Origin of the sequence: Devosia sp. ZB163, assembly GCF_028613635.1 — a bacterium.
Taxonomy (GTDB): domain Bacteria; phylum Pseudomonadota; class Alphaproteobacteria; order Rhizobiales; family Devosiaceae; genus Devosia_A.
In genome coordinates, this window is sequence record NZ_JAQRMY010000001.1 from 1,558,352 (window position 1) to 1,575,807 (window position 17,456).

The 17,456-nt window shown below is 66.7% G+C and carries 16 protein-coding genes; 4 read left to right on the forward strand and 12 right to left on the reverse strand.

Annotated features, from left to right (window positions below):
* Positions 1 to 6: 6 nt before the first annotated feature.
* On the forward strand, positions 7 to 1,362 hold the full coding sequence (gcvPA, locus tag PRN20_RS07850; RefSeq protein WP_273956680.1) for an aminomethyl-transferring glycine dehydrogenase subunit GcvPA: 1,356 nt from the start codon (positions 7 to 9) through the stop codon (positions 1,360 to 1,362).
* Positions 1,359 to 2,894 (forward strand): aminomethyl-transferring glycine dehydrogenase subunit GcvPB, encoded by a 1,536-nt coding sequence (gene gcvPB / locus PRN20_RS07855; RefSeq protein ID WP_273956681.1) that lies wholly within the window; start codon positions 1,359 to 1,361, stop codon positions 2,892 to 2,894. Before gcvPA ends, gcvPB begins: the two co-directional genes overlap by 4 nt.
* A gap of 147 nt (positions 2,895 to 3,041) precedes the next feature.
* Here gcvPB and PRN20_RS07860 read toward each other — a convergent pair whose 3' ends face one another.
* Positions 3,042 to 3,902: an alpha/beta fold hydrolase gene (locus tag PRN20_RS07860; RefSeq protein WP_273956682.1), complete on the reverse strand. Its 861-nt coding sequence runs from the start codon at positions 3,900 to 3,902 to the stop codon at positions 3,042 to 3,044.
* Positions 3,903 to 4,085: 183 nt separating this feature from the next.
* Between PRN20_RS07860 and PRN20_RS07865 the strand changes: the two genes are divergently transcribed.
* Positions 4,086 to 4,649 carry a methyltransferase family protein gene (locus tag PRN20_RS07865; protein WP_273956683.1) on the forward strand — a complete coding sequence of 188 codons (564 nt, stop codon included), beginning with the start codon at positions 4,086 to 4,088 and terminating at the stop codon, positions 4,647 to 4,649.
* A gap of 246 nt (positions 4,650 to 4,895) precedes the next feature.
* On the opposite strand, the gene PRN20_RS07870 is transcribed toward PRN20_RS07865, so the two are convergent.
* The 8 genes from PRN20_RS07870 to PRN20_RS07905 all read right to left on the reverse strand — a co-directional run bounded on the left by PRN20_RS07870 (position 4,896) and on the right by PRN20_RS07905 (position 12,831).
* On the reverse strand, positions 4,896 to 5,399 hold the full coding sequence (locus tag PRN20_RS07870) for a F0F1 ATP synthase subunit B family protein (protein WP_273956684.1): 504 nt from the start codon (positions 5,397 to 5,399) through the stop codon (positions 4,896 to 4,898).
* 6 nt (positions 5,400 to 5,405) lie between these two features.
* Entirely contained in the window at positions 5,406 to 6,068 is a 663-nt protein-coding gene (locus tag PRN20_RS07875) for a F0F1 ATP synthase subunit B (protein WP_273956685.1), read from the reverse strand.
* A gap of 79 nt (positions 6,069 to 6,147) precedes the next feature.
* Positions 6,148 to 6,375, reverse strand: a complete 228-nt coding sequence (locus tag PRN20_RS07880) for a F0F1 ATP synthase subunit C (protein ID WP_273956686.1) — start codon at positions 6,373 to 6,375, stop codon at positions 6,148 to 6,150.
* Positions 6,376 to 6,448: 73 nt separating this feature from the next.
* Positions 6,449 to 7,204 carry a F0F1 ATP synthase subunit A gene (locus tag PRN20_RS07885; protein ID WP_443112536.1) on the reverse strand — a complete coding sequence of 252 codons (756 nt, stop codon included), beginning with the start codon at positions 7,202 to 7,204 and terminating at the stop codon, positions 6,449 to 6,451.
* 25 nt (positions 7,205 to 7,229) lie between these two features.
* A complete protein-coding gene (locus PRN20_RS07890; RefSeq protein WP_273956687.1) occupies positions 7,230 to 7,616 on the reverse strand; it encodes an AtpZ/AtpI family protein in 387 nt (128 codons plus the stop codon).
* Between the two features lie 252 nt (positions 7,617 to 7,868).
* Positions 7,869 to 11,327, reverse strand: a complete 3,459-nt coding sequence (locus tag PRN20_RS07895; RefSeq protein WP_273956688.1) for a chromosome segregation SMC family protein — start codon at positions 11,325 to 11,327, stop codon at positions 7,869 to 7,871.
* Between the two features lie 24 nt (positions 11,328 to 11,351).
* A complete protein-coding gene (locus tag PRN20_RS07900) occupies positions 11,352 to 12,011 on the reverse strand; it encodes a DsbA family protein (protein ID WP_273956689.1) in 660 nt (219 codons plus the stop codon).
* A gap of 301 nt (positions 12,012 to 12,312) precedes the next feature.
* A complete protein-coding gene (locus tag PRN20_RS07905) occupies positions 12,313 to 12,831 on the reverse strand; it encodes a DUF721 domain-containing protein (RefSeq protein WP_273956690.1) in 519 nt (172 codons plus the stop codon).
* A 63-nt stretch (positions 12,832 to 12,894) separates the two neighbouring features.
* Here PRN20_RS07905 and PRN20_RS07910 point away from each other — a divergent pair, with 63 nt between their 5' ends.
* Positions 12,895 to 13,959 carry an A/G-specific adenine glycosylase gene (locus PRN20_RS07910; RefSeq protein ID WP_273956691.1) on the forward strand — a complete coding sequence of 355 codons (1,065 nt, stop codon included), beginning with the start codon at positions 12,895 to 12,897 and terminating at the stop codon, positions 13,957 to 13,959.
* Positions 13,960 to 14,026: 67 nt separating this feature from the next.
* On the opposite strand, the gene PRN20_RS07915 is transcribed toward PRN20_RS07910, so the two are convergent.
* The 3 genes from PRN20_RS07915 to PRN20_RS07925 all read right to left on the reverse strand — a co-directional run bounded on the left by PRN20_RS07915 (position 14,027) and on the right by PRN20_RS07925 (position 17,383).
* Positions 14,027 to 15,157: a site-specific DNA-methyltransferase gene (locus PRN20_RS07915; protein ID WP_273956692.1), complete on the reverse strand. Its 1,131-nt coding sequence runs from the start codon at positions 15,155 to 15,157 to the stop codon at positions 14,027 to 14,029.
* Positions 15,158 to 15,372: 215 nt separating this feature from the next.
* Positions 15,373 to 16,143, reverse strand: coding sequence for a ribonuclease HII (locus PRN20_RS07920; protein ID WP_273956693.1), 771 nt, complete (start codon positions 16,141 to 16,143; stop codon positions 15,373 to 15,375).
* Positions 16,144 to 16,237: 94 nt separating this feature from the next.
* Positions 16,238 to 17,383: a PA0069 family radical SAM protein gene (locus PRN20_RS07925; RefSeq protein WP_273956694.1), complete on the reverse strand. Its 1,146-nt coding sequence runs from the start codon at positions 17,381 to 17,383 to the stop codon at positions 16,238 to 16,240.
* Between the last annotated feature and the right edge of the window lie 73 nt (positions 17,384 to 17,456).

Sequence of the window (17,456 nt, forward strand, 5' to 3'; positions counted from 1 at the left end):
ACCTTGATGCGCTATCTTCCCCATTCCGAGCATGAGCGGGCCGATATGCTCGCCGTCATTGGCGCCGGCAGCGCCGAGGATCTCTTCGCCCGTGTGCCCAGGCATGCGCTGCTGACCGAGCCGGTGGACCTGCCGAGGCACTCACCCGAGTTTCTCGTCGAGGCGAAGCTGCGCGCCATGGCCGGTCGCAACCATGCTGCTGGCGATGGCCCGTTCTTCATCGGTGCCGGTGCCTACCGCCACCACGTGCCGGCCAGCGTCGACCACCTGATCCAGCGCTCGGAATGGCTGACCGCCTACACGCCCTACCAGCCGGAGGTCTCGCAAGGGACGCTCCAGATGCTGTTCGAGTTCCAGACCCAGGTCGCGCATTTGACCGGCATGGATGTCGCCAACGCCTCGATGTACGACGGCTCGACCGCCACTGCCGAGGCCGTGCTGATGGCGCGGCGGCTGACGCGGCGCAACCGCATCGTGCTGTCGGGTGGGCTCCATCCGCACTATCGCGACGTGGTCCGTACCTATCTCGGCGATGGTCCCGATCTCGTCTGCCTTCCTGCTTCACCAGAGGGCCAGGGCGACATCCTCAACCGTATCGACGGCGAAACTGCTGCTATCGTCGTCCAGACCCCCGACTTCTACGGTCACCTGCGCAACCTGCAGGCCGCCGCCGACGCCGCGCACGCAGCCGGGGCGCTGCTGATCGTCGTCGTGACCGAGGTTGTGTCGCTCGGCCTCATCGAGGCCCCGGGCGCCCTGGGCGCCGATATCGTCGTGTGCGAGGGCCAGTCGATCGGCAACGCGCTCAACTTCGGTGGCCCCTATGTCGGGCTGATGGCGACCCGCAAGGAGTTCGTGCGCCAGATGCCCGGTCGCCTCTGCGGCGAAACCGTCGATGCCGATGGCAACCGCGGCTTCGTGCTGACGCTTTCGACCCGCGAGCAGCACATCCGCCGCGAGAAGGCGACGAGCAACATCTGCACCAACTCGGGCCTCTGTGCGCTTGCCTTTTCGATCCACATGTCGCTGCTCGGTGAGGCCGGGCTGAAGCGTCTGGCGCGGCTCAACCACCACAATGCGGTGAAGCTGGCCCGCATGCTCGGTACCGTCCCGGGTGTCGAGCTGCTCAACAAGACCTTCTTCAACGAGATGACCATTCGCCTGCCGGTCCCGGCGGCGCCGGTCGTCGAGCTGTTGGCCCGGGCCGACGTGCTCGCTGGCGTGCCCGTGAGCCGGCTCGAGCCCGACAATCCGGATTGCGCCAATCTGATCGTCCTCGCGGCGACGGAACTCACCACCGACCAGGACATCGAGATGCTGGCCGAGTGCCTCCACGCCGCCCTCTCGGAGGAAGCCCAATGAGCATGAACAAACAGGGCCGCCCCACCGGCACGGGCACTTCCGATTTCGCGTCCGTCTCGGGCTCCTCGCTGCTCCCCAATGAGCCGCTGCTGTTCGAGATCGGCGACCGCGAGCATTCGGGCGTCGACCTGCCTGATGTCGAGATCGACGGCAGCTTTCTCGGCGGCTTCGAGCGCCAGACCGAGATCGACCTCGCAGGGCTGACCGAACCCGAGACGTTGCGCCATTACGTGCGGCTCAGCCGGCTCAACTACTCGATCGACAGCGGCATGTATCCGCTCGGCTCGTGCACCATGAAGCACAACCCGCGATTGAACGAGAAGATGGCGCGGCTTCCCGGCTTCGCCGATATCCACCCGCTGCAGCCGGTCTCGACCGTCAGGGGGGCGCTCGAGCTGATGGATGAACTCGCCCACTGGTTGATGACGCTCACCAACACCGCCGCCGTGTGCCTGACGCCCAAGGCCGGCGCACATGGCGAGATGGCTGGCATGATGGCGATCAAGGCGGCGCAGGAAGCGGCCGGGCAGGGGCACCGCAAGGTGGTGCTGGTGCCCGAGAGCGCCCACGGCACCAACCCGGCGACCGCCGCCTTCCTCGGCTATTCGGTGAGACCGGTGCCGGCCCGCGACGACGGCACCGTCGACGTCGAGGCGGTGAAGGCAGCGCTCTCGCCGGATGTCGCGGCGATCATGCTGACCAACCCCAACACCTGCGGACTGTTCGAGCCCGAGGTGATCGAAATCGCCGCTGCCGTGCACGAGGCGGGCGCCTTCTTCTACTGCGACGGCGCCAACTTCAACGCCATCATGGGCGTGGTGCGGCCGGGCGACCTCGGCATCGACGCCATGCACATCAACCTGCACAAGACCTTCTCGACGCCGCATGGCGGCGGTGGGCCGGGCGCAGGTCCCGTCGTGCTGTCGGCGGCGCTGGCGCCGTTCGCGCCCGTTCCGTTCGTGCGCAAGGGCGAACTGATCGAGCATGCCGATGGCCAGCACCTTGGCCGCATCACCGCCTTCAACGGCCAGATGGGCATGTACGTCCGCGCGCTGACCTACATGCTGAGCCATGGCGGTGACGGCCTCGCCCAGGCGGCCAAGGACGCGGTGCTCAACGCCAACTACATCAAGGCACGGCTAGAGGCGGTGTTCTCGGTGCCGTTCAACGGCCAGCCCGTGATGCACGAGGCGCTGTTCGACGACAGCTTCCTCGAAGGCACCGGTGTGTCGACGCTCGATTTCGCCAAGGCGCTGATCGACGAGGGTTTCCACCCCATGACCATGTACTTCCCGCTGGTCGTGCACGGCGCCATGCTGGTCGAGCCCACCGAAAGCGAGAGCAAGCAGACGCTGGACCGCTTCTGCGACGTGATGCTTGAACTGGCGACGGATGCCAGGGCCGGCAACGCCGCACGCTTCACCAGCGCCCCCACGCGCGCCCCGCGTCGGCGTCTGGACGAGACGCGCGCGGCGCGTTCGCCAGTGCTCAAGTGGGAACGGCCCGAGGACCTGCCGCAGGCTGCGGAGTAGTCCTGCAGGCCAGCAGGGCGCAACCCGGCGCCCGGCCACGCCCCGCCGCGTTCTGCTCCCGTTGTGGGGAGGAGGACCGGCGTGGGCCAATCCCGGGCCCCGCATTGGGTTGATGCATCCGTTCGTGTCAGTGCCGCGCGGCCGGCCTCACGCCGATTTGGCGTAGGGCACCGCACCAGTGCTGCCAAACGCGGCGGCATCGGCCATGAACCGCGTCAGCAGGTGGTTGAACATGTCCGGCTGGTCCCAGAACGCGGCATGGCCGGCATTGGGGATGATGTGGCAGGTATTCGTCCACAGCGTCGCGTAATCAAGATTGGCGACGTAGTTGAGTCGCGCCACGCTCTCCTGCTCGCCGTTGACGATCGCCACCGGCACTTGGGCCTGCTCCACCGCACGGCGCTGGTCAGCGCCTTCGCCGAACATCAGGCTACGCGACACCGTCGGACGTACCCGCCCATCGGCGCGGCGAATGGCCTCAAGAAACGCCCCGTCGCCGTTGCCGTGGTAGCACATTTCGTAAAATCGCAGCGCATCGCGCTCGGTGAACTGTTCCTTGGTGGCGAGCAACAGGTCCAGGTTGGTCTGGAAGCCGCGCAACAGGCCGAGCGGGCCCGGGGAAATCGGCGGCGTGCCACTGATCATCAGGCCCGCGACGCCGGGGTGCGTTGCCAACAGCTCGATTCCCACATGGCCGCCCAGTGACCAGCCGAAGATGGCGAAGCGTTCGATGCCACGTGCGGCCAGCACCTCGGTGACGGTGCGCGCCAGGGCCGGAATGGAATAGTCGGTCGCCGGGTTGAGTGCATCGGAGGATTCTCCGTGCCCCGGCAGGTCCGGGGCGATCACTCGGTGGGCGCGTGCCAGGGGGTTGTTGAATTGGTGCATGAACACCTGGCGTGAGGCGCCCGAGCCGTGCAGCAGCAGCAGCGGCAGCCCCGCGCCCGTGCTTTCGCTGAGCCGGATCGTGGCGGTGCGGGAGGTGATCAGGTGGTCAAAGGTAGGCATGCGCAAGTCTCGTTAGGGTCTGTCAGCCTAGGCGAAACTCCCTACGGTCGCGTCAAGTCGGTCGGTGAACGAAACATGAAGGTGAAGATTTGGCACGTGGCGCGATGTTTCCTGCACGCGATCGCTTGTTAGTTCGTCCGCGGGCTCGTAGCGTGTAAGTCCATAATGCTCGGGGGGGCGCGATTGGATATTGTTCTCGACGTCATCGTCACTGTTGTCAGTTTGTCGGTCATTGCTCAGTACGCCTGGTCGCTGCGCAGGCACTTCGTGTCCGTCACCATGCCGGTCGGCACGATGGTGATCTCCGCCATCGTCACGCTGACAGCGCTGTTCTTCGTTTTTCTGCTGTGGATCGAGACGCGGCCGGTGCTGGCCGTCACGCTCGGTCTCCTGATCGAGCTGTGCGGGTTGTGGCTGTTCTGGGCGGCTATCAGTGCCTCGCGCAAGGCGCGGCTGAAGATGGCGTTCGATCTTGGCAACCCAGGCGGGCTGGTGACCACCGGCCCTTACCGCTATCTGCGGCACCCTTTCTACACCTCCTACCTGATCTTCTGGGTCGGTTGGGCCATCGCCACCTGGTCGATCTGGTCGTTGCTGCCGCTGGCCGTGATCACGGTGATCTATGTCCTGGCCGCGCTTGATGAGGAGCGGAAGTTCTCGCGCACCGAAATGGCCGGCGACTATGCGGCCTACCGCGCGCAGACGGGCTTCTTCTGGCCCCGCCTGCCGGGCTTCGACAATAAGTAGGACCTGAGGTTGGGCAGAATGCGAGGGGGGCAGTACTACCGCCCCCCTCCTCGTGTGATGGGAGGCTGGGAGGGGGCGTTGCCCAGGCAATCTCGCGCTGCCGCGCCCGGTCCCGATGTCCTCCCACCCACCGCTTCCAGCCTGCGCGAGAACTGAGGCGGGTGGGGAGGGGCTGCAACGCCGACCTGCGGCAAATGAAAAGGCCCGCTTTCGCGGGCCTTCAATCCTTCAGCGATCTGCCGAACGTCAGTTCAGTCGCGCAGCCACATCCTGGATGGCCTTGTCGACCATCGCGTCGCCCTTGGTGGCGACCTGCTTCTCGAGCAGGACGCGGGCGGCTTCGACGGCGAGGTCGGCCGAGCGGGCGCGGACTTCGGCGACGGCCTGGGCTTCCGCCTGGGCGATCTTGTCGGCCACCGACTTCTCGCGGCGGGCGACCATGGCCTCCAGCGACTCCTTGGCCTCGGCGGTGAGGCGGAAGGCCTCCTCGCGGGCGGCGGTGACGATCTCCTCGGCTTCCTTCTCGGCTTCCTCGCGACGGCGCGAGTAGTCGTCGAGCAGGGCCTTGGCTTCGGCGCGCAGCGCCTCGGCCTCGGCGAGGTCGGTCTCGATCTTCTTGATCCGGTCGTCGAGCGCCTTGGCAATCGCCGTGTGCACGCCGAAATAGATGACGATGCCCAGGAAGATGACGAGGGCGATCAGGGCCCAGATGGTGGCGCCGGTCGTGGCGTCGAACCCGAAGCTCCACATGGCGGCTTACTCCTTCGAAACCGCGGCAACCGCGGCTTTGGCTTCCGCCGCCGTTACGCTGCCGGAGATCTTGGCGACGAGTGCCTGGGCCGTCTCGGCGGCAATGGCGCCGACATTGGCGAGGGCGGCGTCCTTCTCGGACTGGATGCGTGCCTCGGCTTCGGCGACGCGCGCGGCGAGCTGAGCTTCCACGTCGGCGCGGCGGCCGTCGATGTCAGCCTTGATGCCGGCGCGGGTTTCCTCGGCAATGCCGTGCGCGTTCTTGCGTGCCTCGGCGAGAGCCGCTTCGTAGGCCGCAGCGGCCTTCTCGGTCTCCTGGCGGAGACGCTCGGCTTCCTTGAGGTCGCCCTCGATACGGGTCCGGCGCGTCTCGAGGATCGAGCCGATCTGCGGCAGGGCCACGCGGCTCATCAGCAGGTAGAGCGCCGCGAAGGTGATGGCGAGCCACAGGAGCTGGCCAGCGAACCCCGAGGGGTCGAACGGCGGGAAAGCGGAGCCATGCTCCTCGGTGCCGGCATGCGTCTCGGTGCCGTGCGCGGCATCCGTTGCGGCATGCGCAGCGTCGGTCGCGCCATGCTCCGCGGCGGGCGCTACAACTTCGCCCTCCTGAAGCACATCGCCGCCTTCGGCCTGCGCCACCACAGTAATCTCGTGGGCTGTGCCCGCCATTTCGTTACCCTTCATGATCGGAGACCCCGGATAGCTCACCCGGGGCCCCGAAGACTGATGCTAGGCCGTCGGTCGTGGATCAGACCACGAAGAGCAGCAGCAGGGCGACCAGGAACGAGAAGATGCCCAGAGCTTCGGTCACGGCGAAGCCGAAGATCAGGTTGCTGAACTGGCCCGGGGCGGCCGCCGGGTTGCGCAGGGCGCCCGACAGAAAGTTCGAGAAAATGTTGGCCACACCGATAGCAGCACCCGCCATGCCGAAACAGGCGAGACCCGCACCGATGAACTTTGCGGCTTCAGCTTCCATTCTTCAGTCTCCTTAGCAGCGACGTGCTGCGGGTTGGGGCCGGACGGTCACCGTGACCGCCGGGATGGGAAAATCAATGCGACGGATGGATCGCGTCGTTGAGGTACATCGAGGTCAGCAGCGCGAAGACATAGGCCTGCAGCGCCGCCACCAGGAACTCGAGCGCCGTGATGCCGACCGTCAACGCCAGCGGCAGCAGCGCGCCGAGCCAGCCGAGGAAGCCGAGGCTACCCATGGTCACCACGAAACCAGCGAACACCTTGAGGGTGATGTGACCGGCGAGGATGTTGGCGAAGAGACGGACGGAGAGCGAAATCGGCCGCGAGAGGAACGAGATCACCTCGATCACGACCACGAGCGGGAGAATGTAGCCCGGCACGCCGCTCGGCACGAACAGCTTGAGGAACTTGGGTCCGTTGCGCATGAAGCCGTAGACGACGACGACAACGAAGACGAGCAGCGCCAGCGCGAACGTGACGATGATGTGGCTGGTCACGGTGAAGAACACCGGGATCATGCCGAACATGTTCGCGACCAGCACGAACATGAAGAGCGAGAACACGAAGGGGAAGAACTTCATCCCCTCCTTGCCCGCTGAATCTGTGACCATTCCCGCCACGAACTCGTAGGCCATCTCGGAAACGAGCTGCAGCCGGTTCGGCACGAGGCTTCGGCGCTGCGTCGACAAGACCAGGTAGGCCGCAATGAGGCCCGTGGTCAGGATCATGAAGAGGGAGGCATTCGTGATGCCCAGCCCGCTGTCACCGAAAGCGAAAATATCGGTGATCGCAAACTGGTGGATCGGGTCGACTACATTAGGATCGGCCAACTATGACACCCTGAGGCTGGAGCCTTCACTCTTCTGTTTCATCCGGAGCGCGCGGGGCGTCCGTAGGCGGTGGCACCGCCTTGTTCATTTCCGCAGCCGAACGCACCACATTGAGCACGCCTGCAGCGAAACCCAGCATGACCATGACCAAAAAGAGCCACGGGCTGGTGTGCAACCACTGATCGAGCAGGAAACCAAGACCTGCGCCAACCAGGATTGCGGCGACAAATTCCGAACCGAGTCGCAGGCCGCGGCTCAATGCAGACATGTCGCGCGTGGCGGATCTGAACTCATCGTCCCCAGCCACTGACTTCTCGGCCCGGGCCCGCTCGATGCGGGCTTTTAGGTCCGAAGTCAGGGACCCGGCTTTTTTGCCGGCTACGGGACGTTCGGTTTTTCGTGGCGCTTTCATGCGCATCCCTAACGTGCCCGGGCCACAATGGTTTGGAGCCCCTCGAAGTCGCGCGCAACATAAGGGTGGCCCCAGTGGGTGTCAAGGTTGGTTTTGGCCATGTAAGTCGTTGAAATATAATGACTTAATGGCTGCGCTAACAGGTGTGACATTGAGTCATGCCGACTCTACCCGCCGCGATTGCGGCACGTGTAGGGCGCAGACGTCACGGTTGCGATACTTTAGGCGTAGCCGGAAGGCATGGCGCCGGGCTCAGCTTGCCTGGCGGACGGCCGCTTCAGCGCCCTTGAGGTCAACCGAAACCAGCTGGCTCACGCCCCGCTCTGCCATGGTGACGCCGAACAGGCGGTCGACCCGCGCCATGGTGATGGGGTTGTGGGTGATCACCAGGAATCGGGTCTCGGTCCGCTGGGTCATCGTGTCGAGCAGGTTGCAGAAGCGTTCGACATTGGCGTCGTCGAGCGGAGCATCGACCTCGTCGAGCACACAGATGGGTGCGGGGTTGGTGAGGAACACTGCAAAGATCAGCGACATCGCCGTGAGCGCCTGCTCGCCGCCAGACAGCAGCGTCATGGTCGACGGCTTCTTGCCCGGCGGCCGCGCAATGATCTCGAGCCCCGCCTCCAGCGGGTCGTCGCTCTCGACGAACTGCAGCTCAGCCGTGCCACCCCCGAAGAGCGACGTGAAGAGTTCCTGGAAGTGCGCGTTGACCTTTTCGAAAGCCTCGTTGAGGCGCTGCCGGCCCTCGCGGTTGAGGCTCTGGATGCCGCCGCGCAGCTTGGCGATGGCGGCGATCAGGTCGTCGCGATCCTTGACCATGAGGTCGAGCTTCTCGCGGACCTCCTCGGATTCCTTTTCGGCCCCGAGGTTCACGCCGCCCAGCCGCTCGCGCTCGGCCTTGAGCCGCTCCACCTGGGATTCGACCTGCGATTCCTGGGGCAGGGCATGCTCCGGCTTGATGCCGGCAAGCTGGGCCGTCTGTCCTGCCTCGACGTTGAGCGTCTCGTGGACCTGACGTTCGATCTGGTGGCGCTGGGCGATGAGGCCTTTGATGCGCTCCTCCACCCGGGCCAGTTCGGCGCGGAAGCCGGAGAGCGCATCGTGGGCGAGCCGCTGGGCCTTGTCGGCCTCGCGGTGGCGGGTATCGCCGACACTGAGCGCGTCCGCCGCACCCTGGTGGGCTTCGCGCGCCGTGGCGATCTGCGCATCGAGCTCGCGCCGACGCTCGGCAAGGGCCTCGGGCGAGGCCTGCAGCGCCGCGATCTGCTCGCGAACTTCGCCGGTGCGGCTGTCGAGCGTGGCGAGCTGGGCTGCGGCGCTCTCGCGCCGGCGAGTCCAGGCGGCGCTGTCGCTGGCAATCTGGCTCAGCCGCGAGGTCCGCATGCGGGCGGCCGTCTCGAAGCCGCCAAGCTTGAGGCGCGCGTCGTCGGCCTTGCGGCGGAGTTCGGCAAGGGCGGCCTGTTTGGCCCCATAAAGGGTGGCGGCCTCGGTTTCGTCACCCGCCTCGGCCGCATGCCGCTCAGCCTCGGTGACGGCGGCGGCCGCTTCGGCTCGACCTGCCTCCAGCCGGGCCCGTGTCTCTTCTAGTGCCGCCTGTCGGGCGGCGAGATCGCTGATGGCGCGCTGGGCCTTGTCGACCTCGGCCTGGGCCGCCGCAATCTCGCGCTGCGCCAGGCGCCACGCCTCGCGACGGTTGCGCTCGTCATTGCGGGCGGTGGCAAGTGCTTCCGCGAGGGCAGCCGCATCGGCCTTGCGGGTGTTGCGCGACGTCCGGACATCGCCGATCTCGGCCTCGATCTCGGCGAGGCGATTGCGCTGCGCCAGCTTCTCGGCCGCAGCAGTCGGTGCGTCGGCCGCGGCGATGAAGCCGTCCCAGCGCCACAGCGCACCCTGCTTGCTCACCAGCCGCTGGCCCGGCTGGAGCTGGGCCATGAGTTGCGCTCCGTCGGCGGCCTCGACGATGCCGATCTGGTCGAGGCGGCGCGCGAGAAGCGGGCTGCCCGAAACGAACCGCGAGAGCGGGGTGGCGCCGGCAGGCAGGGCCGGGTCGCCCTCTGCACCGGCACCCGCCCAGTGGAGCGGCGCGCGCGCATCTGTCGAGGCGTCGAGGTCGTCCCCCAGCGCGGCGCCGAGCGCCGTTTCGTAGCCGGGCGCGACCTTGAGCTGGTCGACGACAGCCGGCCACTTGCCGGCGCCGCTGCTGTTGAGGATGCGGTTGAGCGTTTGCGCTTCGGCCTCGAGCCGGGTCAGCGACGCCTCGATCTGCTGCAGCGCCGGACGGATGGCATCGGCGGCGACCTGCGCCGCGCTGGCGGCGGACTCGGCGGCGATGGCGTCGCTTTCGGCCGTCTTGGCCTTGGCCTGGGCGCCCTCCAGAGCTTCTCGCTTGGCCGTGAGCGTGGCATCGGCGCCGAGCATGCGGGCAACCTGCTCTGCCTCACGCACCACCTCGGCAACCTGGCTTTCGAGCCGCTCGGCGCGCGAACGGGCCTCACCGACGCTGCGCTCGGCGGCGGCCCGGCGCGCGCGGAGTTGGGCCAGTGCTTCGGCAGCGGCGCGCGACTCGGCATCAGCTAACGCGACCTCGTCCTGAATGACATCGGCAATGGCCCGCGCCTCTTCGAGCGCCTGCTGTTCGCCGGCGGCCTCGTCTTCGAGACGGGCTTTCTCATCGGCGGCCGACATCAGCGCCTCGTCGCTCTCGACGACCAGTGTGCGCTCGCGCACCGCGTCCTGCTCGATCTGCTTCAGCCGGTCGTCCAACTCCCTGAGCCGCGCCTCGGCGCGCTTGGCCTCGTTGTCGAGCTGCTCGGCAAGGATGGTCAGTCGCTGCAGCGCGGCACCGGCGGCAGCCTCGGCTTCGCGCAGCGGTGCCAGTGCCTTGTCGGCGAGGAACACGACCTTTTGCGCTTCGAGTTCGGTGTGCTGGGCCTCGGCGAGCTCGCGGACCAGCTTCGCCTGCGCTGCCTCGGCGTCCTTTTCGTTGAAGCGCGCGGCGATCCAGCGGATGTGGAACAGGGTCGCCTCGGCCTTGCGGATATCGCCCGACAGCGCGCGGTAGCGAACGGCGAGGCGCGCCTGCCGCTTCAGCGTTTCGAGCTGCTGCTCGACCTGGGCGATGACGTCGTCGACGCGTTCGAGGTTCTGCTCGGCGGCGCGCAGGCGCAGTTCCGCCTCATGCCGGCGGGAATGGAGGCCCGAGATGCCCGCCGCCTCTTCGAGCAGGGCACGGCGCTGCTGCGGCTTGGCCGCGATCAGCTCGCCGATCTGGCCCTGGCGGACAAGGGCAGGCGAATGCGCGCCGGTCGAGGCATCGGCGAACAGCAACTGCACGTCGCGGGCGCGCACTTCCTTGCCGTTGACGCGATAGACCGACCCGGACTCGCGCTCGATGCGGCGCGTGACCTCGAGGACATCGGCATTGTTCAGCGGGGCAGGGGCGGTGCGATCGGAATTGTCGAGCACCAGGGTGACTTCGGCCGTGTTCCGGCCCGGCCGGCTGCCCGAACCGGAGAAGATCACGTCGTCCATGCCGGAGGCGCGCATGGCCTTGTATGAGCTTTCGCCCATCACCCAGCGCAGCGCTTCGACAAGGTTGGACTTGCCGCAGCCATTGGGGCCGACGACACCGGAAAGACCGGGCTCCAGGTGGAGCTCGGTCGGATCGCAGAAGGATTTGAACCCGGTGACCTTGAGGCGCGTGAACTTCATCGCGCGCCCCTAGGAGCGCGCGCTTTAGCCCAGCAGCGGATCGATTTCGGCCTTGAGAGCCTCAAACGAGTTTTCCCCAGTCAGCTTCTTGCCGTTGACGTAGAACGTCGGCGTGCCCTGCAGCTGGAACTCGTCGAGAGCCTGCTTCTGCAAGGCTTCCAGTCCGGCGAACAGGTCCTGATTCGTCAAGGCAGCGTCATAGCTTTCCTTGGTGAAACCGAGCTGCTGGGCCACGGCGAACAGCGCGTCGTTCGGCGCGTTGGAGGTCAGCCACTGGTCCTGCGTCTTGAAGAATGTGTCGATGACGTCGTGGTACTTCTCGTCGCCGGCCGCCTCGGCCAGCATGAACACCACGGCATCGAGCACGTTGCGCATGAACGGGCGCGCAATGAACTGGATCTTGCCGGTGTCGATGTATTCGGCCTTGAGCTGCGGATAGACGTCGAGCGCGAACACCTTGCAGTGCGGGCAACTGGGCGACAGGTACTCGATGACGGTGACCTTGGCGTCCTTGTTGCCGAGCGGACGGTCCGGAATGTTGCCGGCCGGCGCCATCAGCTTGGCCTGGTCGATCTGCTGCGCCTGCGCAGCCGTGGCGCCAAGCAGCAGCGACAGGCTCGTGCCCGACGCGGCGGCGACAAGGGCGGCGCCCGAGCCGATGAGGATGTTGCGACGGTTGGCCACGAGTTTTCTCCGTTCTTCGTTGCAAGGCCTATATCGCGCCCAGGCTAGCGGGGACAAGCTCAACCCACGATGAACAGTTGGTGAGAACGGGCGGCTCTCACTGGGGCGGGTTCGGCGGCACAGGTGATCCACCGCACCACCCCCTCCCTCAATCCCTCCCCTCAAGGGGGAGGGAGGCGACCGTCGCAGCAATCGAGCTTCGCGTTGGCCTGGAAGCTCCCCTCCCCCTTGAGGGGAGGGGTTGGGGGTGGGGGTCCCTCGGTGATCCACAGGATCATCCCTAAATTGGGTAGCGGCGACGCTAAAGCTTCTTCCGAGCCATCGCCTGGCCCAGCTCCCGCAGCGCCTCGCGCACACCGGGATCCTGCACACGGTCGACCGTACGGCCGATCCGGGCCCGTGTGACCTCCGGCAGGGCGGGGACCGTCTCGGGCACTTTCTCCGACAGCTCGAACGGTGTGGCGCTGAGCCGGACCTGGCCGACGAGGAAATAGCCGAAATAGCGGTTCACCGCGGCGGCGACCTTCTGGCCCTCATGAGCGAGCGCCAGGGAATGACCGGGATGGCAACTCAGGTGCAGCACTGCGCCCTCGGCTCCCTTCTCGCCGCGCGGCCAGGTGAGCTTGTCGGGGCGCGCCATGCGGTCATAGGGCGCGGGAACGATGGCCGCCCAGTGGGTGATGATGTCACGGCTGGCAAAGCCGCGCTTCTTGAGCGCAGGATCGAGCACCTTGCCCAGGGCTTCGCCCGCGCCGACGGCACGGTTGAGCCGCTTGGGCGGGACTTCTTCCTTGCCTTTGGCTTTGGTTTTCTCGGCCACTGGTAACAACTTTCCGACGCCGCTTGCGCGCACTGGGATCGCGCGCCATCTGTTGCCGCCATCATGTCAAAAGCCGCGGCCCCGCAAAACCCCACACCGATCGATGCCGACGCCGTTCTCGCGTGGTACGATCGGCACGCCCGCACGCTGCTCTGGCGTGTAAGCCCGGCTGACCGCGCCCGGGGCGTCCCGCCCGATCCCTACCGGGTATGGCTTAGCGAAGTCATGCTGCAGCAGACGACGGTTGCGGCTGTCGGGCGCTACTACGCGCGCTTCCTGTCGCTCTGGCCGACGGTCGCCGACCTCGCGGCGGCCCCACTCGAGGCTCTGCTCGTCGAGTGGGCCGGGCTCGGCTACTACGCCCGGGCGCGAAATCTCCACGCATGCGCCATGGCGGTGGTCGAGCGCTTTGGCGGCCGGTTCCCCACTTCCTCGGCCGAGCTGCTGACGTTGCCGGGCGTCGGGCCCTACACGGCCGCCGCTATCGCCGCGATCACCGCGGACGAGCGCATCGCCGTCGTCGATGGAAACGTCGACCGCGTGGTTGCCCGCTACATCGCCCTCGATGTGCCGGTGCGCGACGAGAAGGACCTCGTTCGCGCCACGGTTCAGACCGCCGTGCCCGCGCGGGCCGGGGACTTCGCGCAGGCGCTGATGGACTTGGGCGCTACCATCTGCGCGCCGCGCAACGCCGCCTGCATCCTCTGCCCACTCGAGCCCGCCTGCCTCGGCGCCAAGGCCGACCCGTTGCGCTTTCCTGTCAAGCCGGAGAAGGCCGACCGCCCGACACGCTACGGCCATGCCTTCGTGATGCGCGACACCGACGGCGATGTCTACTTGCAGACACGCGCCGACACCGGTCTCCTCGCCAAGATGACCGAGACGCCGGTCTCAGACTGGACCCCGGACCGCCGGCCGGTGGCTCCGCCCGTCCCCTCGGACTGGCGCCATCGCGGCCAGGTGGTGCATGTCTTCACCCATTTCCGGCTCGAGCTCGAAGTGTGGTCGGCACACGTCGCCGACACGGCGCAACTCAGCGCCGGCTGGTGGGCCGATCCGCGCGAACTCGACAATGAGGCGCTGCCGAGCGTCTTCCGCAAGGTGCTGGTGACCGCCGGAGTGGAGTAGGCCCAAAACAGAGCCGCCGGCACCTTTCGGGGCCGGCGGCGAGGTAGCCTGGTAGATTGGAGGTCGTTCAGGCTGAAAGGCGTTCCATCTGCGCGCGCACCTGGCTGCGCAGATCGTCGATCGGGGAGAGGCGGCTGCCCTGCCGGGCATGCCAGAAGGTCCAGCCGTTGCAGGCCTCCGCGCCCTGGACGAGCGCGCCGACCCGGTGGATCGAACCCATGTGCTGGCCCGAAACCAGCGAGCCATCGGCGCGCACCATGGCGCTCCAGCGCTGGCGATCGTCGTAGAGCTCGGTGCCGGGGCTGATGAGACCCATCTCGACCAGCGAACCGAAAGCGACGCGCGGCGCTTGCCGCTTGGGCACGGCCGTCTCGATTGCTGCCGCTGTCAGCGGCCGGATCGAGGCGATGCGCTTCAGGGCGCCCGCGATGTAGGTGTCCTCGCGCTCGATGCCGATGAAGTGGCGGCCCAGCTTCTTGGCCACGGCGCCCGTCGTGCCCGTTCCGAAGAACGGGTCGAGCACCACGTCGCCCGGCTTCGTCGTCGCCGAGATGACGCGGTAGAGCAGGGCCTCGGGCTTCTGCGTGGGATGCAGCTTCTCGTCGTCGTCTCCCTTCAGGCGCTCGGCGCCGGTGCAGATGGGGAACAGCCAGTCCGAGCGCATCTGCACATCGTCATTGGCCTGCTTCATCTGCTCGTAGTTGAACGTGACGCGCGAGTTGCGGTCCTTGGCGGCCCAGATCAGCGTCTCGTGCGCATTGGTGAACCGGGTGCCGCGGAAGTTCGGCATCGGGTTGGCCTTGCGCCAGATGACGTCGTTGAGCATCCAGAAATCGAGGTCCTGCAGTGCGACCCCGAGCCGGAAGATGTTGTGGTACGAGCCGATGACCCAGATGGCGCCATCGGGCTTCAGGATGCGCCGCGCCGCCTTCAGCCAGGCCCGCGTGAATACATCGTAGTGGGCAAAGCTGTCGAACTTGTCCCAGTCGTCATCCACGCCATCGACCCTCGACTGGTCGGGACGGGTGAGCCCCTGCTCCAGCTGGAGGTTGTAGGGTGGATCAGCAAAAATCAGGTCAACCGAGCCGGCCGGCAAGGCATTCATGTGGGCGATGCAATCGCCAACAAGGATGGTGTCGATGGGGAGCGAGGTCCCCTCCGCATCGGCGGAAGCCGCCGTACGCGCGGTACGCAACATTACTCGAACCCTGACGCAGAACTAACGGTACTCGTTGTAAGGCGTTAGGGTTAAAGGGGATTTAAACGTCGCGGTTAGCAGAAGGTTAAGCACGAGATACGCGTCGGCCACTGCCGTAAGGAGCTACGCCACCACCCCACTGCCCCCATTTGCCGGGCGGTGCAGCTGTGTCACGTGGCTTGAGCAATGGGAGAGAGGGGGCGAGGAGAAAGAGGTTAGGCCGCCACCACCTGGTCGGCAGCCACGATCCCCGCGTCCTTGAGGCGCTGGGCCGCGGCGCAGGGCGCAAAATCCATGCGGTGATGGCGGCCTGGCCCGTGGGCGGTGAGAGCCTCGAGATGCTGCGGCGCGGCGTAGCCCTTGTGGCTCGCGAAGCCGAAATGCGGCTCCTCGCAATCCATGATCTGACACATCCGGTCACGCGTCACCTTGGCGATGATCGAGGCGGCTGCGATCGACACCGATTTGCCGTCGCCGCCCACGATCGCCTGCGCGGCGCAGGGCAGGTCCTTGGGAACGAGGTTGCCGTCGACGAGCACGTGGTCGGCCTTCACCGTCAGTCCGAGCACCGCCTGGCGCATGCCCCACAGCGAAGCCTGGAGGATGTTCATGCGGGCAATCACCGACGGCGGCATCACCGAGATGGAGACTACGGCCTTGGCCATGATTTCCTTGTAGAGTTCTTCGCGATCGGCAGCGCTCAGCACCTTGGAGTCGTTAAGCCCCGAGGGCACCCGCTTGTGATTGAGGACGACCGCCGAAACCACGACCGGTCCTGCAAGCGGCCCGCGGCCCGCCTCGTCCACCCCGCACACGATCGTCGCACCAAGCTTGATCGCGGCGCGCTCAAACTTGAGCGTGGGCTTTGTGGGGACGACGGGACGCGAATCGGGAGGCATGTCCTCAAGCATCGCCAGTTGGGCCGGCGACGCAAGCGGCCGCGCTGTCACAGCACTGACCTGATCGGATTGCCCGTCGATCTTCATCGTTACCGACTAGCAGCGGGCCACGGCAGCAGTGAGGCGACACCCCCCAGCTTCGCCGATGGCTGCCCCGCCCGCGCGGTCTGCCCGACAGGCCTCAGAACAGGCTCATCTGCCCGTCGTCGACCTTGGGCGGCACGAACAGGTCAGTCCGCAGGGCCGGCACCGGCTTGTTCAGACCGTAGCGCACGCGTGCCATTTCGAGCCGCTGGCGGAGCAGGGTGGCGTAGGGGCCTTCGCCCACGAAGCGGGTATGGAAGTTCGGGTCGTTGTCCTTGCCGCCCCGCGCATCGCGGATCAGCCCCATCACGTGGCTTACCCGATCGGGGAAGTGCCGCAGCAGCCATTCGCGGAAGATGTCGCGCACCTCCAGCGGCAGGCGCACCAGGATGGCGTGTGCCTCGCGTGCGCCCTGGGCAGCGGCGGCATCGAGGATGCGCTCGAGCTCCATGTCGTTGATCGCCGGGATCATCGGCGCGGCCATGACGGAAACGGGGATGCCCGCTTCGGAGAGCAGCCGAACCGCCTCGAGCCGCTTCTCCGGCGTCGAGGCGCGCGGCTCCATCTTCCGGCTGAGCTTGTGATCCATGCTGGTGATCGAGAGCGCCACGCGGACGAGGTTCAGCTCGGCCAGCGGCTTCAGGATGTCCAGGTCGCGCACCACCAGCGCCGACTTGGTCGTGATGGTGACCGGGTGCTTCGTCTCGAGCAGCAGCTCGAGGATTCCGCGCGTCAGCTTGTGCTTGCGCTCGGCCGGCTGGTACGGGTCGGTGTTCGTGCCCATGGCGATGGGCTTGGGTTTGTAGCGCTTGTCAGCCAGCTCACGGCGCAGCTGATCGACCGCATTGGACTTCACATAGATGTCGCGCTCGAACTCCAGGCCCGGCGAGTGGCCGAGATAGGCGTGCGTCGGCCTGGCGAAGCAGTAGGAGCACCCGTGCTCGCAGCCGCGATAGGCGTTGATCGAGCGGTCGAACCCGATGTCGGGGCTCTCGTTGCGGGTGATGATGGTGCGGGCGCGCTCGACATGTTCGATCGTCTCGAAGGGCTTCAGGTCCTCGACCATGCCCCAGCCGTCGTCGAAGGCCTCGCGGCTCTCCTTGTCGTATCGGCTGCCCTTGTTGGTCTGCGCGCCACGCCCGCGGTTGAGCGCAGGGTCGACATATCGGCGCGCGATGAGATCGGCATCGCGCGTGCCGTTCAGGCGCTCCAGCTGTTCGAAGTTCGGCGCGGTGACCCGCATGGTGCATCTCCAACGGTCCGGGCGGCGACTCGTCACCCGGTAACGTTCCGTTAGGAGTACCAGTTGCGCGAGA